Raw genomic sequence first — 18,006 nt, 5'->3', positions numbered from 1 at the left:
CTCTTATTTGCCTTCTATATCCTTGGTCAGATTGATAAATTGTATCAAGAATTGCGACTAAAGGCTTATCTAAATCTTTCTCATATTCATCTTTGTTTGCCTTAATTTCAGAAATTAGCTTTTCCCATAAAACATTCTCGTGAAGTGAATTTAAGTCAGGGTCAGTTGTTATATGACCATAATTTTTATATTTTATTAATGGTGAGTTGAAGAATACAACAAATGATAAAATGCCTTTTCAGTTTCTCCTGCTAATGCAAATGAACAAGTAGCGTTATATCTATCATTTGGAAATGCTTTGCCATTATTTGAATCAAATGCCTTTTGATACTCGATTGCCGAGTTTTTGTAATCTTTTGCGTCATACAAAGAATCCGCTTTTTGAACATATAATTTGTATTCGGTCATATCTTTTTGACCAAAAGCAGAGCCTGATATTATTCCTATTAGAGCGATTAAAATTATTTTTTTCATAGGTTTCGTTTTTTAATGAATGCTAACTTGTTTATATAAATACCTTTAGCACTCTTATACAACCTATTTGGAGGTATAAAGATACTTTTTGTTAATTTTTAGTGCTTTTATTTTTTAATAAATATACTGTTCTTTCTAAACTATTACAAGGGTTTTTAATTTCTGAGTTCTAATAGTTTTTAACTCGTTATAGTTAAACGTTCATGCTTTTATTTCAACAAAAGCATGCGATATTATAAAGTTCTTAAAACAAGTTACTATTAATTATACTGTTCCTACAAACTTACTACATAACGTGCATACATTCTTACGGAATCCCATAAGCTCAGTTATATAAGTAATAAAAGTAGTTTTTTTGTCATAAACGATTTTATATCGCTGTGCAGGTTGCAGCTATTTGAGCATGTTTAGTTGTTGTCACTTTCGCATCAACTACTTCTTTAAGTAGCATAAGCCGACGGTTTTACGACCGTATATCCTTCCAAATATAAAAAATAAACATAAAAAGTAACACATTTTTTATCGGGATAATGCCCCAAGCCTCATTATAACGACACACGAAGCCTAATTGGAGTGACACCCTAACGGTAAGGGGAGCGGCACTCCTATAGTAAGGGGAACGATACTCCCATTATAGGGGAGTGATACTCCCTCGGTAAGGGGAGTGGTATTCACTACCTAAAGGGAGTAATAGCAAACCATAAAAAAGATAAAAGTATGTATCTGTATAGAAAAATGTTTGTTGGGTACGGTGAAGTATGGATGCACGAGTAAAAAACGCTGTTGCTATAATGCAACAGCGTTTTTAGGTTTTTATAACGTATTTGTGTATGATTTTTTGCGGGAAAAGGACGCAAGTTCTTTTCCGATGTTGCGGAAAGATAATTAATAAGATTGAATTTCCGACGAGGAAATTCAGCCGCAATTAATTATACACCCTGTTGTAAAACGTTTAATATATTCTTACGTTAGATTTAATTTCATTAACACCATGAATTTCATTGATCTCTAAATCAATCTCATACTTCTTTCCATATTTGTTTAGAGTGTCATTAAGAATTTTAATTTTCTGATCAGCCACCTCTTTTTTAGCTCTGTAAGTTTTTAATGCTCCAAAAGCTTTAGGCAATGCTAATAATCCAATTCCCATTAGGACTAGAGTAGCTGTATGAAAGATTCCAAATCCAAATATTTTATTTGTCAAGAGCGCTCCACCAACAATAAAAGTTAGACTTATAATCAGGAACATAATAAAAGTACCTATATAATTAAATCTTGCCTTGTTAACTAATTCTTTTTCTACAGATATCTCAGTAATGTAGTTCTCAGCTTTGTCTCCAAAGTCTATTTTTCCACAACGAATTTCAAAGTCTGGTCGCTCATTAGTCAATCCACATCTTGTTCCATAGCTTATATCAAAATCTAAATTTTGACATATTTTACAATGTCTTGATAATTCCAATAAATTTTTATTCATTCCTTTCTATAGTAGTTTTTTGTATGTTTTACAACTGAGAATAATCCTATTTTAATACTCGATTTTATCTTCTTTCTCAGACCATTTCTCAAAAGGTTCTAAGGCAATATCACGCCCTATTTGTTCAAAAGGAATGCTTCTTTTTTCGTAAGGGAGTGGAATTTCTTTATAAATAAAGGCATCATCAAAACCAATATTGGCTGCATCTTGTTGGTTGCTACCATAAAAAACTTTATCAGGACGTGCCCAATAAATAGCACCCAAACACATAGGGCAAGGTTCGCAAGAAGTATACACAACACAACCTTCTAACTGAAAAGAACCAATGTTTTTACAGGCATCACGAATGGCAGTTACCTCTGCGTGAGCTGTTGGGTCGTTGGTAGAAGTAACCTTATTGTTTCCTCGACCAATAATTTTTCCATCTTTTACTACAATACAACCAAAAGGACCTCCTTCGTTATTTTGCATTCCTTTTAAAGCCGCTTTAACAGCTTCACTCATATATTCTTCGTGTGTATTCATTGTTTCATTTTTTATCAAAAAAAGGGATACAAAACTAAGTCTTTTCTTCGGTATACATTGCTAAATAAGTTACTATTTTAAAAATAGTATACTTAGCTATTTATGAAAAGTTGGAAAATGAAACTACACTTGGTCTCAAAAAACAGCTTTTTGTAACTGCAATTTAAGAGCTTGTGACATTATTTTAAAAACTTTTGTGCAAAAGGATCTAATTTGTAGGATACTATTAAAAATAAATCAACCATGAAATTAGCAACCAAACTAATGTTAAATACAATGCTTGTAATGAGTGTTGTGTTTTTTAATTCTTGTAAAAAGAAAGAAAAAGAAAATACAAAAGCAGAAGAAGTGGCTGAGACGGCCTACAACAAAACAACAACCCAAAGTTTATGTGAAAGCGATTGGTTTCCTCACACACAAACCCCAGCTCCAGCAGAAGGAAAAGGAAGTCCGTTTGATGTATCGAGTACGACCAATGCAATTTTTCACCAATGGTCATGGCAAAAGTTTTTATGGCTAACCAAACCCGAATATCAAATAGAAAAATTAGTTGTAAAACAAGAAGGGAAAGAAGTTCCTTTATATGTAGGTGAAATATTACCATTATTTCTAAACCCTAAGAAAATGTACCAAGTAACATCACACATGGAAGATGTAGCACCCCAACCAGGAGCTGCTGTAGTATTAGAAGATACAGCCCAAGCAGGATCAGGAGGAATATTAAAAACAAACCCTAGCTACAACAAAGCAGGCGTGTCTGAAACCGTATTTTATTCAATTCACGTAAGCCCTACAATGAAAGAAGCATCAGAAAAGTATAGAGATTCCATAATAAACGGAACATTAGGTAAAGATAATCAAGCATCGTTTCCTGTAGGCTCGTTAGAATTAAAAGTATCATGGACACCAGTAACTGCTATCGCAGAAGAAGAGATTGATAACTATTACACAACAGTAGCGGCCTTGAGCACAGACGGAACAACATACACCAATACCGAAGTAGCGTTATTAGGAATTCACGTTGTAGGAATTGTAGAAAATCACCCAGAATTTATTTGGGCTACTTTTGAGCATGATGATTTAGCACCAAATTATAATTGGAAAGAAAACAAAGCAACTTCAGCTACCAGTAAAGTATTATTTGCTGAAGGAACTACCACTGGAATTGACGGAATTAAATGGGGTAAAGACAGTGCGAAGTTACCGTATAAAGCATACGATTTATTTCAATATGGAATTCCAAGAGACAGTGTAGGAAACTTCATGCAAACAAGTCAGCCAGAACCTATAAACTTTAATAATATAGAGAACCTAAATACCTGTGTAAAAGAAAATTTAACCGATGTATGGAAAAATTATTTTTACAATGGCTCTCTTTGGATTGATACAGACGGATTGACTCCTGAACAACAAACAGCAACAATAAATAGTTTAGGAGAAAATATAGGGAAAGCTACACCTGAACCTACTTCGCTAGCAAGAGGCTCAGTAAACTGTGCTAATGTGACCATGGAAACATACACACAAACTTTTAAAAGTAGTTTAAAAGATATCAAAGCAGACAATTTGGCGAGCTGCTTTAGCTGTCATAACGCAGTAAACTTTTCAACAAATAAGAAATCACCACTATACTTAAGTCACGTGTTTAATGCTTACCTATTAAGAGGAGCAGGAAAAACATTTAATGAAGTAGAAGCCTTAAAGGCAAAGCAAGAAGTAGATGACTTTATGAAAAACAGTTTAAAGTAACGTTTTAAGATTGACTTTACTTAAAATCCTCTCTAGTTTATTTATTACTGGGGAGGTTTTATTTTATTAGTTATTGCACGTTTTACTCAAAGTGAAAGCATTCGAATGATATAGGGGGAATCTTTTAAAAGGTTTAACAAGCAATTTTAAGACCACTCTCATACGTTCGAGGTGACAGAATAGAAGATTAAAGGCTAATAGAAATGTTTCTATTCCAAAAGTAAAAGTGATCTTTTCTTGGTTCTAAAACAATTAACTATCGATTCCGACGAGGTAGGGAGGACGCACATAAATTAAAAACCAACACTTTAAGATGCTTTATTTTCTCATTTTTATAACTGTTTTTTACCCCAAACTCATGTGAAAGAATGATGATTAATCAAAATTGCTTCAAATAGTTTAAATGATTTTGATTTTTTAAGAATAGGCAAAGAGGTTTTACCGTACTTTTGGCTCATTACAATACAAAAAGATGAAAGAATCTAAACCGCTGATTATAGCTGCTTTTATAGCCATTTATATTATCTGGGGCTCTACTTATTTACTTAATAAAATTGTGGTGACAGAAGTACCACCATTATTATTAGCGGCTACTCGATTTTCTTTATCGGGTATTTTAATTATGCTCATTGCTATATTTTTAAAAGTACCTATTAAAGCAACTAAAAAACAATTAGTAAACGCTGCCATAGCAGCTTTTCTTTTTTTAATATACGGAAACGGTGTATTTGTTTGGGCTTTGAAGTATGTTGATAGTGGTTTTGCGGCTTTGTTAGCAGCGACGCAACCTTTATTTGTATTGCTGCTATTGCGTTTGGTTGATGGAAAAAAAATGCAAGCACAATCAATTATTGGGGTTGTTTTAGGAATTACAGGAATGTATTTATTAGTGAGTCAAAATGAAATAACAACTTCAAAAGATACGCTAAGAGGTGTTTTAATGATTTTTTCGTGTATTTTGAGTTGGAGTTACGGAAGTATTTTCGTAGCAAAAGCGAGGCTTCCAAAAAACTTTTTTGTAAGTACTAGCTATCAAATGCTCATAGCAGGAATATTTCTTTTTATAGCATCACTTTTGTTAAATGAACCATGGTCTTCACCAATAGATTGGTCGTTAAAAGCGCAGGGTTCGATGGTATTATTAATTGTTTTTGGAAGTATCGTAGCCTTTACCTCATTTAATTATTTGCTAAAAGTGGTTTCTGCCGAAAAAGTATCAACATCAGCTTATGTAAACCCTGTTGTAGCCTTGTTTTTGGGGTGGTGGTTCTTAGATGAAACCTTAACAACACAATCTATCATAGCATCTATAGTGTTGTTGTCGGGAGTGTATTTTATTACTTCTAGAAAACGAATTTCTAAGTTGAAAGTTAATTCAAAACCACAAAAGGTGTAAGGAGTTTAGTTTCTTTTTTACAAAAGACTAACAAGTATATCATTTTGCAAACACTATTTTTTAATGTGTACTTTGAAGTTGTACTTTTTCTATCAATGCCAAAGTAACCTCATAAATGGGTTGTTGTATCATTTTACTTTTTAACCAAGCGTAAAAACTCATCACAAAAATATCTTCTTGTTTGGCTTCAACAAAAACAAATGAACGCTCTACCAAATCAAAAAAATCAGAAGTAGTTGCACTAGCTGGATTTTTATAGTATTGTTCTACTAATTTTAAAAATGTGATTACTCTCTTTTGATTAATTTCTAATAAGAACTGAATATGTTTTCGTTTAAAACTCAATAATCTAGATTCAAATAAATCTATATTTTGTAGTTCTAAGTGTAATAGAATTTCGATTAGATTCTTTTTTATCGTCCACTCAACCCCAGCTTTATCAATATACCATTGGTCTGAGTGGTAAAACTTGCTATACAATTGCATGGCTTTCTTAAATTCATTGCTTTGAAAGTAAAAAGTAATTAAACTTAATTTTATTTCAAGAATAGTTTTAATGTCAGAATGCTTTTTTTGCAAAACAGTTTCTAACAACTTAATAGCGGTTTCTTGCTTATTGGTATAGTTATAATTTAAGGCCAATAATAAATTGTAGTTCAAATAAAAGCGATTAAAGTACTTTTTTTTATGCTGTAACATATACCCATGCATACTATCTAAGTACGTCAACGACTCGTTGAATTTCTTATTTCTAAAAAAGGTATTGGCTATTACAAACAAAACCCTAATATGGTAAAACACTTGTTTTTCTTTTCCTTTCTTTTTAGTAAGAATGTTATACGTCTCAGTTAAAAACACTTCTGTTTTTAAATAATCATTATGAATAAAAGCAGAAATGTTAACAATAGCAATGAGTTGATAAAGAGATTTGAATGATAAGTCTTGTTGTATATTAATTCGGTGTTCTTTAAAGAGCTTGTTAATAAGTGATTCAAAATCTAACGTATGTTTATGTGTGTTTATTTTTAAAGCATGCCTAACTTTTGCATATACAATGTTCAGTTCTTCTTCTAAAAAAAGAGCTCTTTGGTTTTCTTTAAAATACGCAACTGTTTTATTAAAATCAATTGATGGAATAGTGTGTGCGTATTGAATTTTTGTGTGGTATATTTCATTTAAAATAGGAAACAGTTGATGTTCTTTTGCAATTATTTCAGCTTTGTCTAAAATTTTATAACCCGCTTTGTTATTTTTATGAAGCAAAAAGTCTCTGGCAGCCAAAACATACTTAATCAAAAGCATGTCTACTGAATTTTCTCCTTGAATTTTATTATTGGCTACAAAATCAATTAACGATTCATACAAACGTTGTTTAAGTGTATAAAAAGCTTCTCTTTTTTGAGCACCGTATAGCGCTTCACAAATAAGCTTGGTAGAAGTTTCTCCTTTTTGAGCTAATTTGAATAATTGAATATTTTTGGTGTCTACTCGTTTGTTTCGCTTTTCTAAAAACACGATAAAACGCTGTTGCTCTTCCGCAGAAAAAGAAGAAATAATACTGTTCAGTCCATTCATTTAATCGTTAAATTTATGTATGATTTTAGTAGTAAATATAAAGATAATTAAAATTGTAATCTTAATTATATCGTTAGGTTTTTGTTGATAATGTTTTGAACAATCACTCAAGAAGAAGCATTTTTGGAGCATAATTAAAAATCAAAGCTTATGAATACTCAATCAGAATGTTCGTTAGAACAAATTAAGAAAGCTCAAAAAGAAACAAAGAATACACTAAAAGAATACAATCAAAAGCCAACTTCAGCCTATGTAGGTGCTTCGTGGGTAGCTTTATTAATAGGAATTTCTTCTTACTGTATTGGTTTATGGAATGTAAACATGGAACTTAATGAAAAAGGGTACTATTTTACGGTTTTACTTTTTGCCTTATTCTCAGTAATATCGGTACAAAAATCTGTTAGAGATCGGTTGGAAGGAATAAAAGTAACTGAGATTTACTACAGTATAAGCTGGTTTACAACCATTATTTCGATACTTTTATTAATAGTTGGTTTGTGGAATGCAGACTTATTATTAAGTGAAAAAGGGTTTTATGCAATGTCTTTTGCATTAAGTATTTATGCCGCAATTTCTGTGCAAAAAAACACGCGCGATATAGAATTTATAAACAAAAGAGAAGAAAAAGTAGATGAGGAATAATAGTTGTTTAAAGTAAAAAGAACGCTTGGAAAATTATTTCTAAGCGTTTTTGTTTTAAAAGAAGCACATGTAAATCATACTCCTTCTGCGGAAAGATTGATGACAATTTCTCCTACATCGTGTATGATTGAAATAATTACGTTCCTGGTACCGAGTTGAGTAGGTGTAAAAACAATAGTAAAATCCGTGTTTTTTGTAATGTTTGTTCCTACTGATAGTCCTTGTACTTTAAAGTCTTCAGCATGCTGTCCGCCAACACTTATTTTTGTAACTGTTACGGCAGTATCGCATTCATTTGAAAGTGTTGCTTCGATAGACTTACTTGTGTAAATTTCTGCTTCCGAATTATTACTTATGTTAGGACTTACACAAGAAAAGGTGTTGTCTTCATCTTGAAAGCACGAGGTAAGGGTAATGAATGCAAATAATAATAACAAAGAAATCTTGCTGATTTTCATGGATTTTTTGTTTCAAATATACTATTTTTTGGTTGTTATTTGTTATTCCACCAAACTACAAAAAACTTATAAAGCTCGCCATTGGGTTTCTTTAACCAACAAAGTGGAGCATTTTCTTCCTCTAAAAATTGTTGAAGTTTGGTTGTGTACTGCTCGAAGTTTAACCAGTCAACGTTAGTATGTGGATTTATCAACCAGCCATGCTTGTTTGGAATATAGAATTTACTATCAGAAAATTGTGCTAATTCCTTTGGATAGATATAAAATCCATAAATACACTCATTATTTACTTGTTTAACACTTTTACCGTAGCTTTTTAAAGGAACAAATAGCTGTGCCTTAAAATATACTTGCTGTACGATGTTAGAAACATCTAAGCCTACTTCTTCTAAATAGGTTTTGGTATGATTGGAGTAGAGTAGTGGCAGTTGTTTTTCTTGAAGTTTTGTTATTTTATGAATGAGAGAATCACGGCGATTAGGTCCGATCCAATGGGCTATTTCAGTAGCTCCAACTGTGGCATCGTACAAGTAAAACTTATATATAATTTCTAAGTGAATGGGTGTTTCATTGTGCAAGAGTAAACAATCTAACTCACCAACCGTTATTTTTCCTTGCTGAATTTGAATGTTTTCAGCGAGAATTGAAATGGAGCTTTCTTGATTCAATTCAAAAGAAACAAAACGCTCTACCAGTTTTCCCAGACGTAGTTTTTGGGTAATTTCTTGGTTATATGAAGCGGATTGAGTTGTTAAAGCAGGAAATTGCTCTAAATTAAAAACACCTTTTCCATACCATAGAAAAGGTGTTTTTAAAAATCCTTCGTATTGTAACTGTATCTCTTTTTGTTTTTGATACATCAAAGAATTACTCTTTAATTCCTAATTTGTCTAGTACTAATTGCGTAATGTCAAAACGTTCATCTATGTACGCAAATTCGTTTCCGGTAGTTGTTAAAATTTGTGTATATCCGTTTTCTTTCGCAACTTCTGCGATAACTTCACTCAATTTTTTATATAAAGGGCGTAAATTTTCTTCTTTTTGTAATTGCATCATGGTTGCCCCATTTTGACGAAATTTTCCCATCTCTTGCTCAAGTGCTCTTAATTCTTGTATCCTCGCTTTCTTATCGTCTTCTGTCATAAGCTTTTCTTCTGCTTTAAAAGAGTCTACTTTTGCTTTGTATTGAGTGGTTTTTATTTGAAAACTAGAATCTAGTCTTTTACCATAATTTTCTACTCGCTGTAAAACACCTTTCATTTGCGGCATTTTACTAATTATGAATTCGCTGTTTACCGTTCCGACTTTGGTTTGTGCATTAGAAAATCCGATACAAAATAAAGCAAGTATAAAAGTGATTTTTAGTTTCATGTATTTTTGTTTTTTGACAAATATAAAAAAGTGATGTATGTGATGTTCTTAAAAAGCGTTAAAGTTTACTTTCAATCGTTTTTATAATATGTTGAACGTCTTCTTGAAAGTCAAACCATATTATAGTAGGGTCTTTACGAAACCATGTTCCTTGTCGTTTGGCAAATCTTCTTGAGTTTTTCTTAATTTCTTCAATGGCAAAATCTTTGGTAAAATTACCTTCAAAATAGTCAAACAATTCTCTGTATCCTACGGTTTGTAGTGCGTTTAGGTTTTTATGTGGGTGTAGCTTTTTAGCTTCTTCTAACAAACCATTTTCAATCATTATATCTACACGACGATTAATGCGGTTGTACATAAGGGGTCTATCAGCTTTTAAACCGATTTTTATTGTTTGAAAATTACGAGGTGTTTTCGGTTTGTTTTTAAATGAACTGTATGTTTTTCCGCTGCCTATACAAACTTCTAGTGCACGTATTAGTCGATGCGGATTGTCGATGGCAATCGTATTGTAAGCTTCAATATCAAGTTCTTTTAATTGGTTTTGCAGGTATTCTATTCCTTTATTTTCTAATTCTTCGGTTAAATTGCTTCGTATTTGTGAATCTACCTCAGGAAATTCATCCAATCCTTTTAAAACGGCATCTACATACAAACCGCTTCCGCCTACCATGATTTGAATTGGATTTTTAGTAAACAGTTTATCTAATGTTTTTAAGGCATCTTTTTCAAATTGCCCAACTGAATATTCTTCAAAAATACTTCTGTTTTGAATAAAATGGTGGGGTGCCGAAGCTAGTTCTTCAGCATCAGGAACAGCGGTACCTATGGTCATTTCTTTGTAAAACTGACGAGAGTCGCACGAAATAATATCACATTTAAAATGTTGCGCTAGTTTTATGCTTAAGGCTGTTTTTCCGATGGCGGTAGCCCCAACTATGGTTATTAGCGTGTTTTTCAAGTTACTGTAGTTTAAAAAGTGTAAAAGTTTGTAAAGTTTGAAAGTTTGTGAATTAATTTGTGTTTTAAAAGTAAAAAACGAACTTTCCTTATTCCTTATTCCTTATTCCTTATTCCTTATTCCTTATTCCTTATTCCTTATTCCTTATTCCTTATTCCTTATTCCTTATTCCTTATTCCTTATTCCTTATTCCTTATTCCTTATTCCTTATTCCCCTTCAATTTATTTCCGCAATTATAGCAAAATTCTGCATCGTCTTTGTGCCCACTATAAGAGCAATTAGAACAAGATTGGGTATTTAGGTGTACTTCTTTTTTAGTCATTTCAGAACTTACGATCCCTGTAGGAATTGCGATAATAGCGTAACCGATAATTACTGTAATACTTGCAATAAATTGACCTAAAGCAGTTTGAGGAGCAATATCTCCATATCCAACAGTGGTTAGTGTTACGATAGACCAATAAATACTTCTGGGGATACTAGTAAAGCCATTTTCTGCTCCTTCGACAAAATACATTACAGAGCCTAAAATAATACAGATTATCAATACAAAATAAAGGAATACTCCAATTTTAGCCTTGCTAGCATTTAAAGCTTTTATTAACTGATTAGACTCCCCAATATATCTTGATACTTTTAAAATTCTAAAAACTCTTAATAAACGCAATGCTCTTAGTGCAATTAAACTACTATGGCTCCCCACAAAAAAGAAAGTTAAGTACATGGGTATCGTAGAAAGCAAGTCTATAATACCATAAAAGCTAAAAATATATTTTGAGGGTGTTTTTATTGATATAATTCTCAGGATATATTCAATAGAAAAAAAGATGGTAATGATCCATTCTGATACGTATAAAATATGGTGATATTTATTATCAATTGTTTCTACACTTTCGAGCATTACCAATACAATACTCATCAAAATAGCAAAAAGCAGTGCTATGTCAAATAATTTGCCGGCTGGGGTATCGGCTTCATAAATTACTTCATGTAGTTTATCTCTCCAATTTAGTGTTTTATTATCCAAGAAAACAGGTTTTTGAATGCTTTATAGCAATATTACAAATTATTTTTCAACTTATAATCGTACTATTTTAGACACTTTGTTTTTTAATAAATAGTTTTTAATAATGGTTTTAGCTAATTCTTTATTTTCAATAGGGGTAAGCATTGATTTTAGAATAGATAACTGATTTTCTTGAAAAGCAAGGTTGGTATACGTATAGCCTATTACTTCATTTTCTTCGATTAAAATCACAGCATGTTCTCCAGAATCTCTTCCTTTATCTACAATTAGCATGTGGTCGTTATTAAAATCTCTATCTGTAGTTCTTCTTTTTCTAATAACATTATATTTAGGCTGTAATTTTTCTAATTCTAAATGGTATTTTAAGCGTGTAAAAAGCAGATTTCCAGTTTCTTCATAGCTTACTTTGGCTACTCTTTTTGTTACTTTTAACGCTTTTTTGGTTTCTTTTAAAAAGAGTTTGTTGGTTTCATGCTTTATATTTTTACCTCTACCAATAAAAATAATAGTACCCTCGTTATTGTGTACATAAAAAACTCCTTGCTTTTCAGGCAAACTATCTAAAATTTTTTGAATGTGGAATTTAACATGCCTGTTGTCAAAATATTTTATAGATTGTTGAATAATCTTCTTCTCAACGTCTTTGTCTATCAACAATTTAAAAAGTTGTACTGTGGCTAGAGCATCACCATTCGCTCTGTGACGGTCTGCCATAGGAATACCTAAAAACCTGCATAATTTACCAAGGCTATGAGAGGGGGCTTCGGGAATTAATTTTTTACTCAAAGTAACGGTACACAGGGTGTTGCGTTTGTAGGTGTATCCCAATCGATTAAATTCGGTACGAAGAATACGATAATCAAAATTAGCGTTGTGTGCTACGATAAAGCAATCTTTAGTGATTTCGACAACTCTTTTCGCTATTTCGTAAAACTTGGGGGCATTTCGCAACATTTTATTGTTAATACCTGTAAGTTTTACCACAAACTCCTGAATTTCTCTTTCTGGATTTACCAGACTAATAAACTGATCTACAATTTGATGTCCGTCGTATTTGTAGATGGCAATCTCAGTAATTCCCTCTTCGTTATATTTTCCTCCTGTAGTTTCAATGTCTAAAATTGCGTACAAATCTATCTTTTTAAAAGCCTCCTACTTATGTAAATCTAAACAATATAATTTCTATCTCCAAAAATAGCGCTTCCTATTCGTACCATAGTACTGCCATTTTTGATAGCCAACTCATAATCACCACTCATGCCCATGGAAAGGATTGATAAGTTGGAATATTTTTCCTGATTTTTTTAAAAAAGGTAGCTAGTGATGAAAATTCTTCTTGTAGTTGTTCTTGGTTATCTGTAAAAGTTGCCATTCCCATCAAACCGACAATCTGCACATTTTTGAGTTCTTTTAATTCTTCTGAAGCTAAAATCGCTTCAATATCTTTAAAATGCAATCCAAATTTAGTGTCTTCTTTGGCAATGCGTGCCTGTAATAAACACTTGATGGTTCTATCGTGTTTTTTAGCTTGCTTGTCTATTTCTTTTAATGTTTTAAAACTATCTACACCATGAATTAAATCAACAAAATGCGCCATGTATTTTACCTTATTCCGCTGTAAATGACCTATCATGTGCCATTGTATGTCTTTGGGTAATGCATCATATTTAGCCACCATTTCTTGTATTTTATTCTCGCCAAATACTCGTTGACCAGCGTCGTAGGCTTCTTGTAAATCGGCAATAGGTTTGGTTTTAGAAACAGCTACTAGGGTTACATTTTCTGGTAGGTTTGCTATTATTTTTTGAAGATTTTCTTTAATTCCTGTAATCATAATACTTGTTTATCAGCTCTTAAACTAAAACTCGTAAATAGTTAAAGCACTTCTTAGTTTAGGTTCTATATACGTTGTTTTTGGTGGCATCATTAAACCAGCATCAACAATAGTTTTTAGTTCTTGAATATTGGTAGGTAGCATTCCGAAAGAAACTTTAAACTCACCACTATCTACCTTTGTTTTTAGTTCTAATCCGTCAGATTTATCTTGAGAATATACAATTTTAGAAGCATTTCTAATATCTTTAATTCCTAAAATGGGTTCTAAAACGGTTGTGTATAAAATATACGCGTCTAATTCGCTTAAACTATCGGTAAACTTATAAGCTGATTTACGCAAGTACAACGCATAAAACTCCCCATTCAAATACATACTAAAGTGATGCTTTTCTTTGGGTCTGTACAACTCTTGTCCACGGTTTTCAATTCTAAAGTGGGTGTCTAATTCTATTAAAAGCTCATCTGGAGTTAATCCGTTTAAATCTCTTATGAACCTATTGAATTCATAAATTTTTACTTGACTTTCTGGTAACAAATAACTCATAAAAAAATTATAGTCTTCTTTCCCAGTATGTTCAGGGTTCTCCTTGGCTAAATCTTGTGCCAATAAACATGAAGATGTTGAACGATGATGTCCGTCAGCAATGTATAGCGTATTCACTTCCTTGAAAGCTAGTGCTATTTGCGCCACATCCTTCTCATCGTTTATAATCCATAAAAAATGTAAATTCTTATCAGAGGTAGTAAACTCGTATTCAGCTCTTTCTTTCTGATATTTTGCCACAATAGCATTAATCACATCATTGTCAGGATAGGTAAGAAGTACAGGTTCTGCATTGAACCCTGTGTTTTTTAAGTAATTTTCAAATAGTAATTCGCGTTCTTTTAACGTGTCTTCGTGTTTTTTAATTACTTCATTATGGTAATCATCAGCAGAGGTAGCAGCAATGATTCCGCAGAAATTATCACTTGGAGTTCTCTTTTGATATATATAATAGGCTGGAATTTCATCTTGTTTAAAGATTTCATTTTCCTTAAATTCTAAATAGCGATTGTGTACCAACTTAAAGCGTTGTTCTCCTGTTACATCTTGTTTATGGTATTTATAGCCTGGGTTGATTACGTGTAAAAAAGTATAGGGATTGAAATCGAGTTTTGCTCCGATTTCTGCAGGAGTATAAATTTCATACGATTTAGAAGATACTAAAGCAACTTTGTCTCGGGTGGCTCTAACAGCTTTAAATGGTTTTACAATTGCCATAGATTATTCGCTTAGAAATTCAATAATTTTGTTAGCAAGCTCAACCCCGGCTCTTTCTTGGGCTTCAATTGTTAGGCTTGCAATGTTAGGTGTCATTGATATTTCAGGGTTCATTAATAGTTGAATTTCTGGTGTTGGCTGACTTTCAAAGACGTCTAATCCTGCGTATTTTACCTTTTCGTTTTCAATAGCTTTCACCAAATCAACTTCATTTAAAACGCTTCCATGTGAAGTGTTTATAATTCCGACACCTGTTTTCATTTTATCAAATAAAGAGGCTTCTATGATATATGCTTCTTGAGCGGGAAGGTGTATGGTTATAAAGTCTGATTTAGACACTATGGCATCTATGGTTTCTGTTTCGATAAAGAAATCTACCGATTGTCCATCGAAAAAAGGAATGGTAATGGTGGCACTATCTATTTCAGCATCTGTAGCTATTACTTCCATACCTAAAGCGATTGCCGTTTTTGCCACTTCTTGCCCTACGGTGTTAAATCCAATAATTCCTAGTGTTTTGCCTCTCAACTCAGTTCCTTGTGAGTACTGCTTTTTTAAGGCATTAAAACGCATTTCTCCTTCTAAAGGCATTTCACGATTTGACTGATGTAAAAAGCGAACCATTCCGAATAAGTGTGCAAACACGAGTTCTGCAATGGATGTTGCAGAAGCATCTTCACTATTCACAACGTGCACTCCATTATCAATAGCATAGGCAACATCAATAGTATCCATCTCGGTTCCTAAGCAAGCAATAAGTTTAATACTCGGACAGGCATCTATTAATTCTTGTTGTATTTGTGTTGTATTCCCCACTACAATCGCATCGATAGTATGCTCATTTATATAGTTTTCTAGTTGTTCTTGGGCAACTTTTGTGTGTATCACTTCAAAGCCTTTGTTTTCTAAAGCTTGTATTCCGCTGGCGGAAATTCCATCATTCACTAATATTTTCATCTTTATATTGTACTAGTTGTGTCATTATAAGAAATGAAATGACGTGATAATCTATTGAACAGATTCGTTCATTTCGTTCAGAATGACGTTGTATCTAACTTGTTCTTTCTAATTCTTGCATTACATCTACCAAAGCCTGCACGCTGTATAGGGGTAGGGCATTGTACATACTTGCACGGTAACCGCCTACACTTCTATGCCCATCCAATCCGTTGATATTGGCTTCTTTCCATAGTCTATCAAACTTAGCTTGTAGGTTTTTATCGGTTAGAGTAAAGGTTGCGTTCATATGACTACGGTCTTCTATAGCTGCGACTCCTTTAAATAAAGGGTTTCTGTCTATTTCACTATATAATAGGTTTGATTTTTTCTCGTTTACCTTTTCGATAAATTCGATACCGCCTAAATCTTTCAACCATTCTAATGTTAGCATAGAGGTATATACTGCAAATACAGGTGGAGTATTGAACATGCTATCTTTATCAATCATTACTTGATAATTAAGCAAAGATGGTATTTGGCGCTCTACCTTTCCTAAAATTTCTTCTTTTACCACAACAAGTGTCGTACCTGCTGGTCCCATATTTTTTTGAGCACCTGCATAAATTAAATCAAATTGTGAAAAATCTAACTGACGAGAAAAAATGTCAGAGCTCATATCGCATACCATTGGAACTGAAGTTTTAGGAAAACTTTTTAGTTGTGTTCCGTAAATGGTGTTATTGCTCGTACAGTGAAAATAATCTACATCGGTAGGTATTTCATATCCTTTAGGAATGTAACTAAAGTTTTGATCTTTTGAAGAAGCGACTTCTACCAATTCGCCAAATAACTTGGCTTCTTTTATAGCTTTATCACTCCAAGTTCCTGTGTTTAAGTAAGCAGCTTTTTTATGTAATAAATTGTAGGCAACCATTAAGAATTGCATACTAGCTCCACCTTGTAAAAACAATGCTTTGTAGCCTTTATTCTCCAAACCTAATAATTCTAAGGCTAAACTTCTTGCTTTTTCAATGACCTCTTCAAAAGGTTGGCTTCTGTGTGATATTTCTAGTAAAGACAGGTTGTCATTATTAAAATCAATGACTGCTTCTGATGCTTTTTTAAGCACCTCTTCAGGTAGAATACAAGGACCTGCACTAAAGTTATGTTTTTTCATGTGTGTTGTTGTGTTTTGCTACACAAAGGTGCAAATTTATCTAGAGACTCTTTTATATTTTAGCTAAAAATTCTAGGGTGTTTACACCATCGGCATAGTCCCATAAGGTTGGGTGTTGCGTTTGTCCGAATGCTACTTCATTTTCAATAAAATTATTGGCGACTATACACTGAATTTGCGCTCTATCTTCCCACAGTTTTATTTTTAAATCATCAGTATTGTCATAATACTCGTAAAAAACCGAAGCGATAGGAGAGGCGTAGCTTTCATCTTCTTTAATCATTAAAAAACCGTTTTCTAAAATATCAAACTCGCTCATTAAATACACTGCTTTGTTGTAATCGTAATTATTAGCGTATTTCGTATTGTGTATAATTTCGTGTTGTTGATACATTCCTTTAAAGAACGCATTGAAATCGTAGTTCTGAGGAACAAAAATTTTTGAAACCGAACGGCACCCCAATCCGAAATAACGAAAAACATCTTCGCTCAAATCTTGTAATTGTTCTTCAGATTCGTTTCCTGTTAACACAGCAACAGAGTTTCTGTTTTTTCTTATAATACTAGGTTTGTCTTTAAAATAGTATTCAAAATAACGTGCGGTATTGTTACTTCCTGTAGCTATGACTGCATCAAAATCGGTAAGTTTTTCTTCTGTGAAGGTTATTTTTCCTTTTAATTCGGGTGCCACATATTCTAAATACTTGGCTAAAAAAGGAAGCAAATGTTTGTCATTAGACGATTGTTTGACTACTACCGAATGCCCTAAAATAAGAACGGATAAAAAGTCGTGAAATCCTACTAGCGGAATATTTCCTGCCATGATAACGGCGACTACTTTGGGTTGATTGTTACCTAAATTTTCTTTAGAAACCCACTGAGTTAAATTAGCTACGGTTAGTGCTTTTGCCCAATTTTCTACAGAAAACAGCAGATTTTCTTTGGTAAACCAAGTATTGTGTTCACCAGCTATTTTGAGTTGGTGTTTAAATCCGTCAAAAAATAACTCATTGTGTGCTATGTGTTCTTTTTTCTCAATTTTTTCTTGAGAAAACTGGCTTAAAAATTCTCCTAGTTTATGAAAAGCGTTAATTCTACTTTTTATACTATCCATTTATTTGGTTCTAAATTAAATTG

17 protein-coding genes and 1 pseudogene are annotated in these 18,006 nt (G+C 32.7%); 3 read left to right on the top strand and 15 right to left on the bottom strand.

Annotated features, from left to right (window positions below; genetic code table 11):
• Positions 1-195: 195 nt before the first annotated feature.
• From P8625_RS04895 to P8625_RS04885, 3 genes are all read right to left on the bottom strand, one after another.
• Positions 196-474 carry a hypothetical protein gene (locus P8625_RS04895; protein WP_279652366.1) on the bottom strand — a complete coding sequence of 93 codons (279 nt, stop codon included), beginning with the start codon at positions 472-474 and terminating at the stop codon, positions 196-198.
• Positions 475-1,426: 952 nt separating this feature from the next.
• Positions 1,427-1,951 (bottom strand): hypothetical protein, encoded by a 525-nt coding sequence (locus P8625_RS04890; RefSeq protein WP_279652365.1) that lies wholly within the window; start codon positions 1,949-1,951, stop codon positions 1,427-1,429.
• Between the two features lie 51 nt (positions 1,952-2,002).
• Positions 2,003-2,476 carry a nucleoside deaminase gene (locus P8625_RS04885; RefSeq protein WP_279652364.1) on the bottom strand — a complete coding sequence of 158 codons (474 nt, stop codon included), beginning with the start codon at positions 2,474-2,476 and terminating at the stop codon, positions 2,003-2,005.
• 243 nt (positions 2,477-2,719) lie between these two features.
• On the opposite strand from P8625_RS04885, the gene P8625_RS04880 reads away from it, so the two are divergent.
• Together P8625_RS04880 and P8625_RS04875 are read left to right on the top strand one after the other, a co-directional pair.
• On the top strand, positions 2,720-4,225 hold the full coding sequence (locus tag P8625_RS04880; RefSeq protein WP_279652363.1) for a hypothetical protein: 1,506 nt from the start codon (positions 2,720-2,722) through the stop codon (positions 4,223-4,225).
• Positions 4,226-4,697: 472 nt separating this feature from the next.
• On the top strand, positions 4,698-5,621 hold the full coding sequence (locus P8625_RS04875) for an EamA family transporter (protein WP_279652362.1): 924 nt from the start codon (positions 4,698-4,700) through the stop codon (positions 5,619-5,621).
• Between the two features lie 60 nt (positions 5,622-5,681).
• Here the strand turns inward: P8625_RS04875 and P8625_RS04870 are convergent, their stop codons facing one another.
• Positions 5,682-7,196 (bottom strand): hypothetical protein, encoded by a 1,515-nt coding sequence (locus P8625_RS04870; protein ID WP_279652361.1) that lies wholly within the window; start codon positions 7,194-7,196, stop codon positions 5,682-5,684.
• Positions 7,197-7,346: 150 nt separating this feature from the next.
• Between P8625_RS04870 and yiaA the strand changes: the two genes are divergently transcribed.
• On the top strand, positions 7,347-7,838 hold the full coding sequence (gene yiaA, locus P8625_RS04865) for an inner membrane protein YiaA (protein WP_279652360.1): 492 nt from the start codon (positions 7,347-7,349) through the stop codon (positions 7,836-7,838).
• 74 nt (positions 7,839-7,912) lie between these two features.
• Here the strand turns inward: yiaA and P8625_RS04860 are convergent, their stop codons facing one another.
• The 11 genes and pseudogenes from P8625_RS04860 to P8625_RS04810 form a co-directional block, all read right to left on the bottom strand.
• Positions 7,913-8,296 (bottom strand): hypothetical protein, encoded by a 384-nt coding sequence (locus P8625_RS04860; protein ID WP_279652359.1) that lies wholly within the window; start codon positions 8,294-8,296, stop codon positions 7,913-7,915.
• Between the two features lie 35 nt (positions 8,297-8,331).
• On the bottom strand, positions 8,332-9,156 hold the full coding sequence (locus tag P8625_RS04855; RefSeq protein ID WP_279652911.1) for a DUF1853 family protein: 825 nt from the start codon (positions 9,154-9,156) through the stop codon (positions 8,332-8,334).
• A 7-nt stretch (positions 9,157-9,163) separates the two neighbouring features.
• Positions 9,164-9,667, bottom strand: coding sequence for an OmpH family outer membrane protein (locus P8625_RS04850; RefSeq protein ID WP_279652358.1), 504 nt, complete (start codon positions 9,665-9,667; stop codon positions 9,164-9,166).
• A 58-nt stretch (positions 9,668-9,725) separates the two neighbouring features.
• Entirely contained in the window at positions 9,726-10,628 is a 903-nt protein-coding gene (gene miaA / locus P8625_RS04845) for a tRNA (adenosine(37)-N6)-dimethylallyltransferase MiaA (RefSeq protein ID WP_279652357.1), read from the bottom strand.
• Between the two features lie 200 nt (positions 10,629-10,828).
• Positions 10,829-11,656: an ion transporter gene (locus tag P8625_RS04840; RefSeq protein WP_279652356.1), complete on the bottom strand. Its 828-nt coding sequence runs from the start codon at positions 11,654-11,656 to the stop codon at positions 10,829-10,831.
• A 51-nt stretch (positions 11,657-11,707) separates the two neighbouring features.
• The gene (locus P8625_RS04835; RefSeq protein ID WP_279652355.1) at positions 11,708-12,787 is read right to left on the bottom strand and encodes an exonuclease domain-containing protein; all 1,080 of its coding nucleotides are present in this window, start codon (positions 12,785-12,787) and stop codon (positions 11,708-11,710) included.
• A gap of 35 nt (positions 12,788-12,822) precedes the next feature.
• Positions 12,823-13,490, bottom strand: a pseudogene (locus P8625_RS04830) (YggS family pyridoxal phosphate-dependent enzyme).
• 24 nt (positions 13,491-13,514) lie between these two features.
• Positions 13,515-14,753, bottom strand: a complete 1,239-nt coding sequence (locus tag P8625_RS04825) for a DUF1015 domain-containing protein (RefSeq protein ID WP_279652354.1) — start codon at positions 14,751-14,753, stop codon at positions 13,515-13,517.
• 3 nt (positions 14,754-14,756) lie between these two features.
• Positions 14,757-15,710: an NAD(P)-dependent oxidoreductase gene (locus tag P8625_RS04820; RefSeq protein WP_279652353.1), complete on the bottom strand. Its 954-nt coding sequence runs from the start codon at positions 15,708-15,710 to the stop codon at positions 14,757-14,759.
• Positions 15,711-15,804: 94 nt separating this feature from the next.
• Positions 15,805-16,869: a 3-phosphoserine/phosphohydroxythreonine transaminase gene (gene serC / locus P8625_RS04815; RefSeq protein WP_279652352.1), complete on the bottom strand. Its 1,065-nt coding sequence runs from the start codon at positions 16,867-16,869 to the stop codon at positions 15,805-15,807.
• Between the two features lie 52 nt (positions 16,870-16,921).
• Positions 16,922-17,983 (bottom strand): acyl-CoA reductase, encoded by a 1,062-nt coding sequence (locus P8625_RS04810; protein ID WP_279652351.1) that lies wholly within the window; start codon positions 17,981-17,983, stop codon positions 16,922-16,924.
• Between the last annotated feature and the right edge of the window lie 23 nt (positions 17,984-18,006).

The sequence above is a fragment of the Tenacibaculum tangerinum genome, assembly GCF_029853675.1.
GTDB classification, from domain to species: domain Bacteria; phylum Bacteroidota; class Bacteroidia; order Flavobacteriales; family Flavobacteriaceae; genus Polaribacter; species Polaribacter tangerinum_A.
The sequence above is the reverse complement of the archived record's forward strand: the minus strand, read 5'-3'. Positions and strand labels throughout refer to the sequence as shown.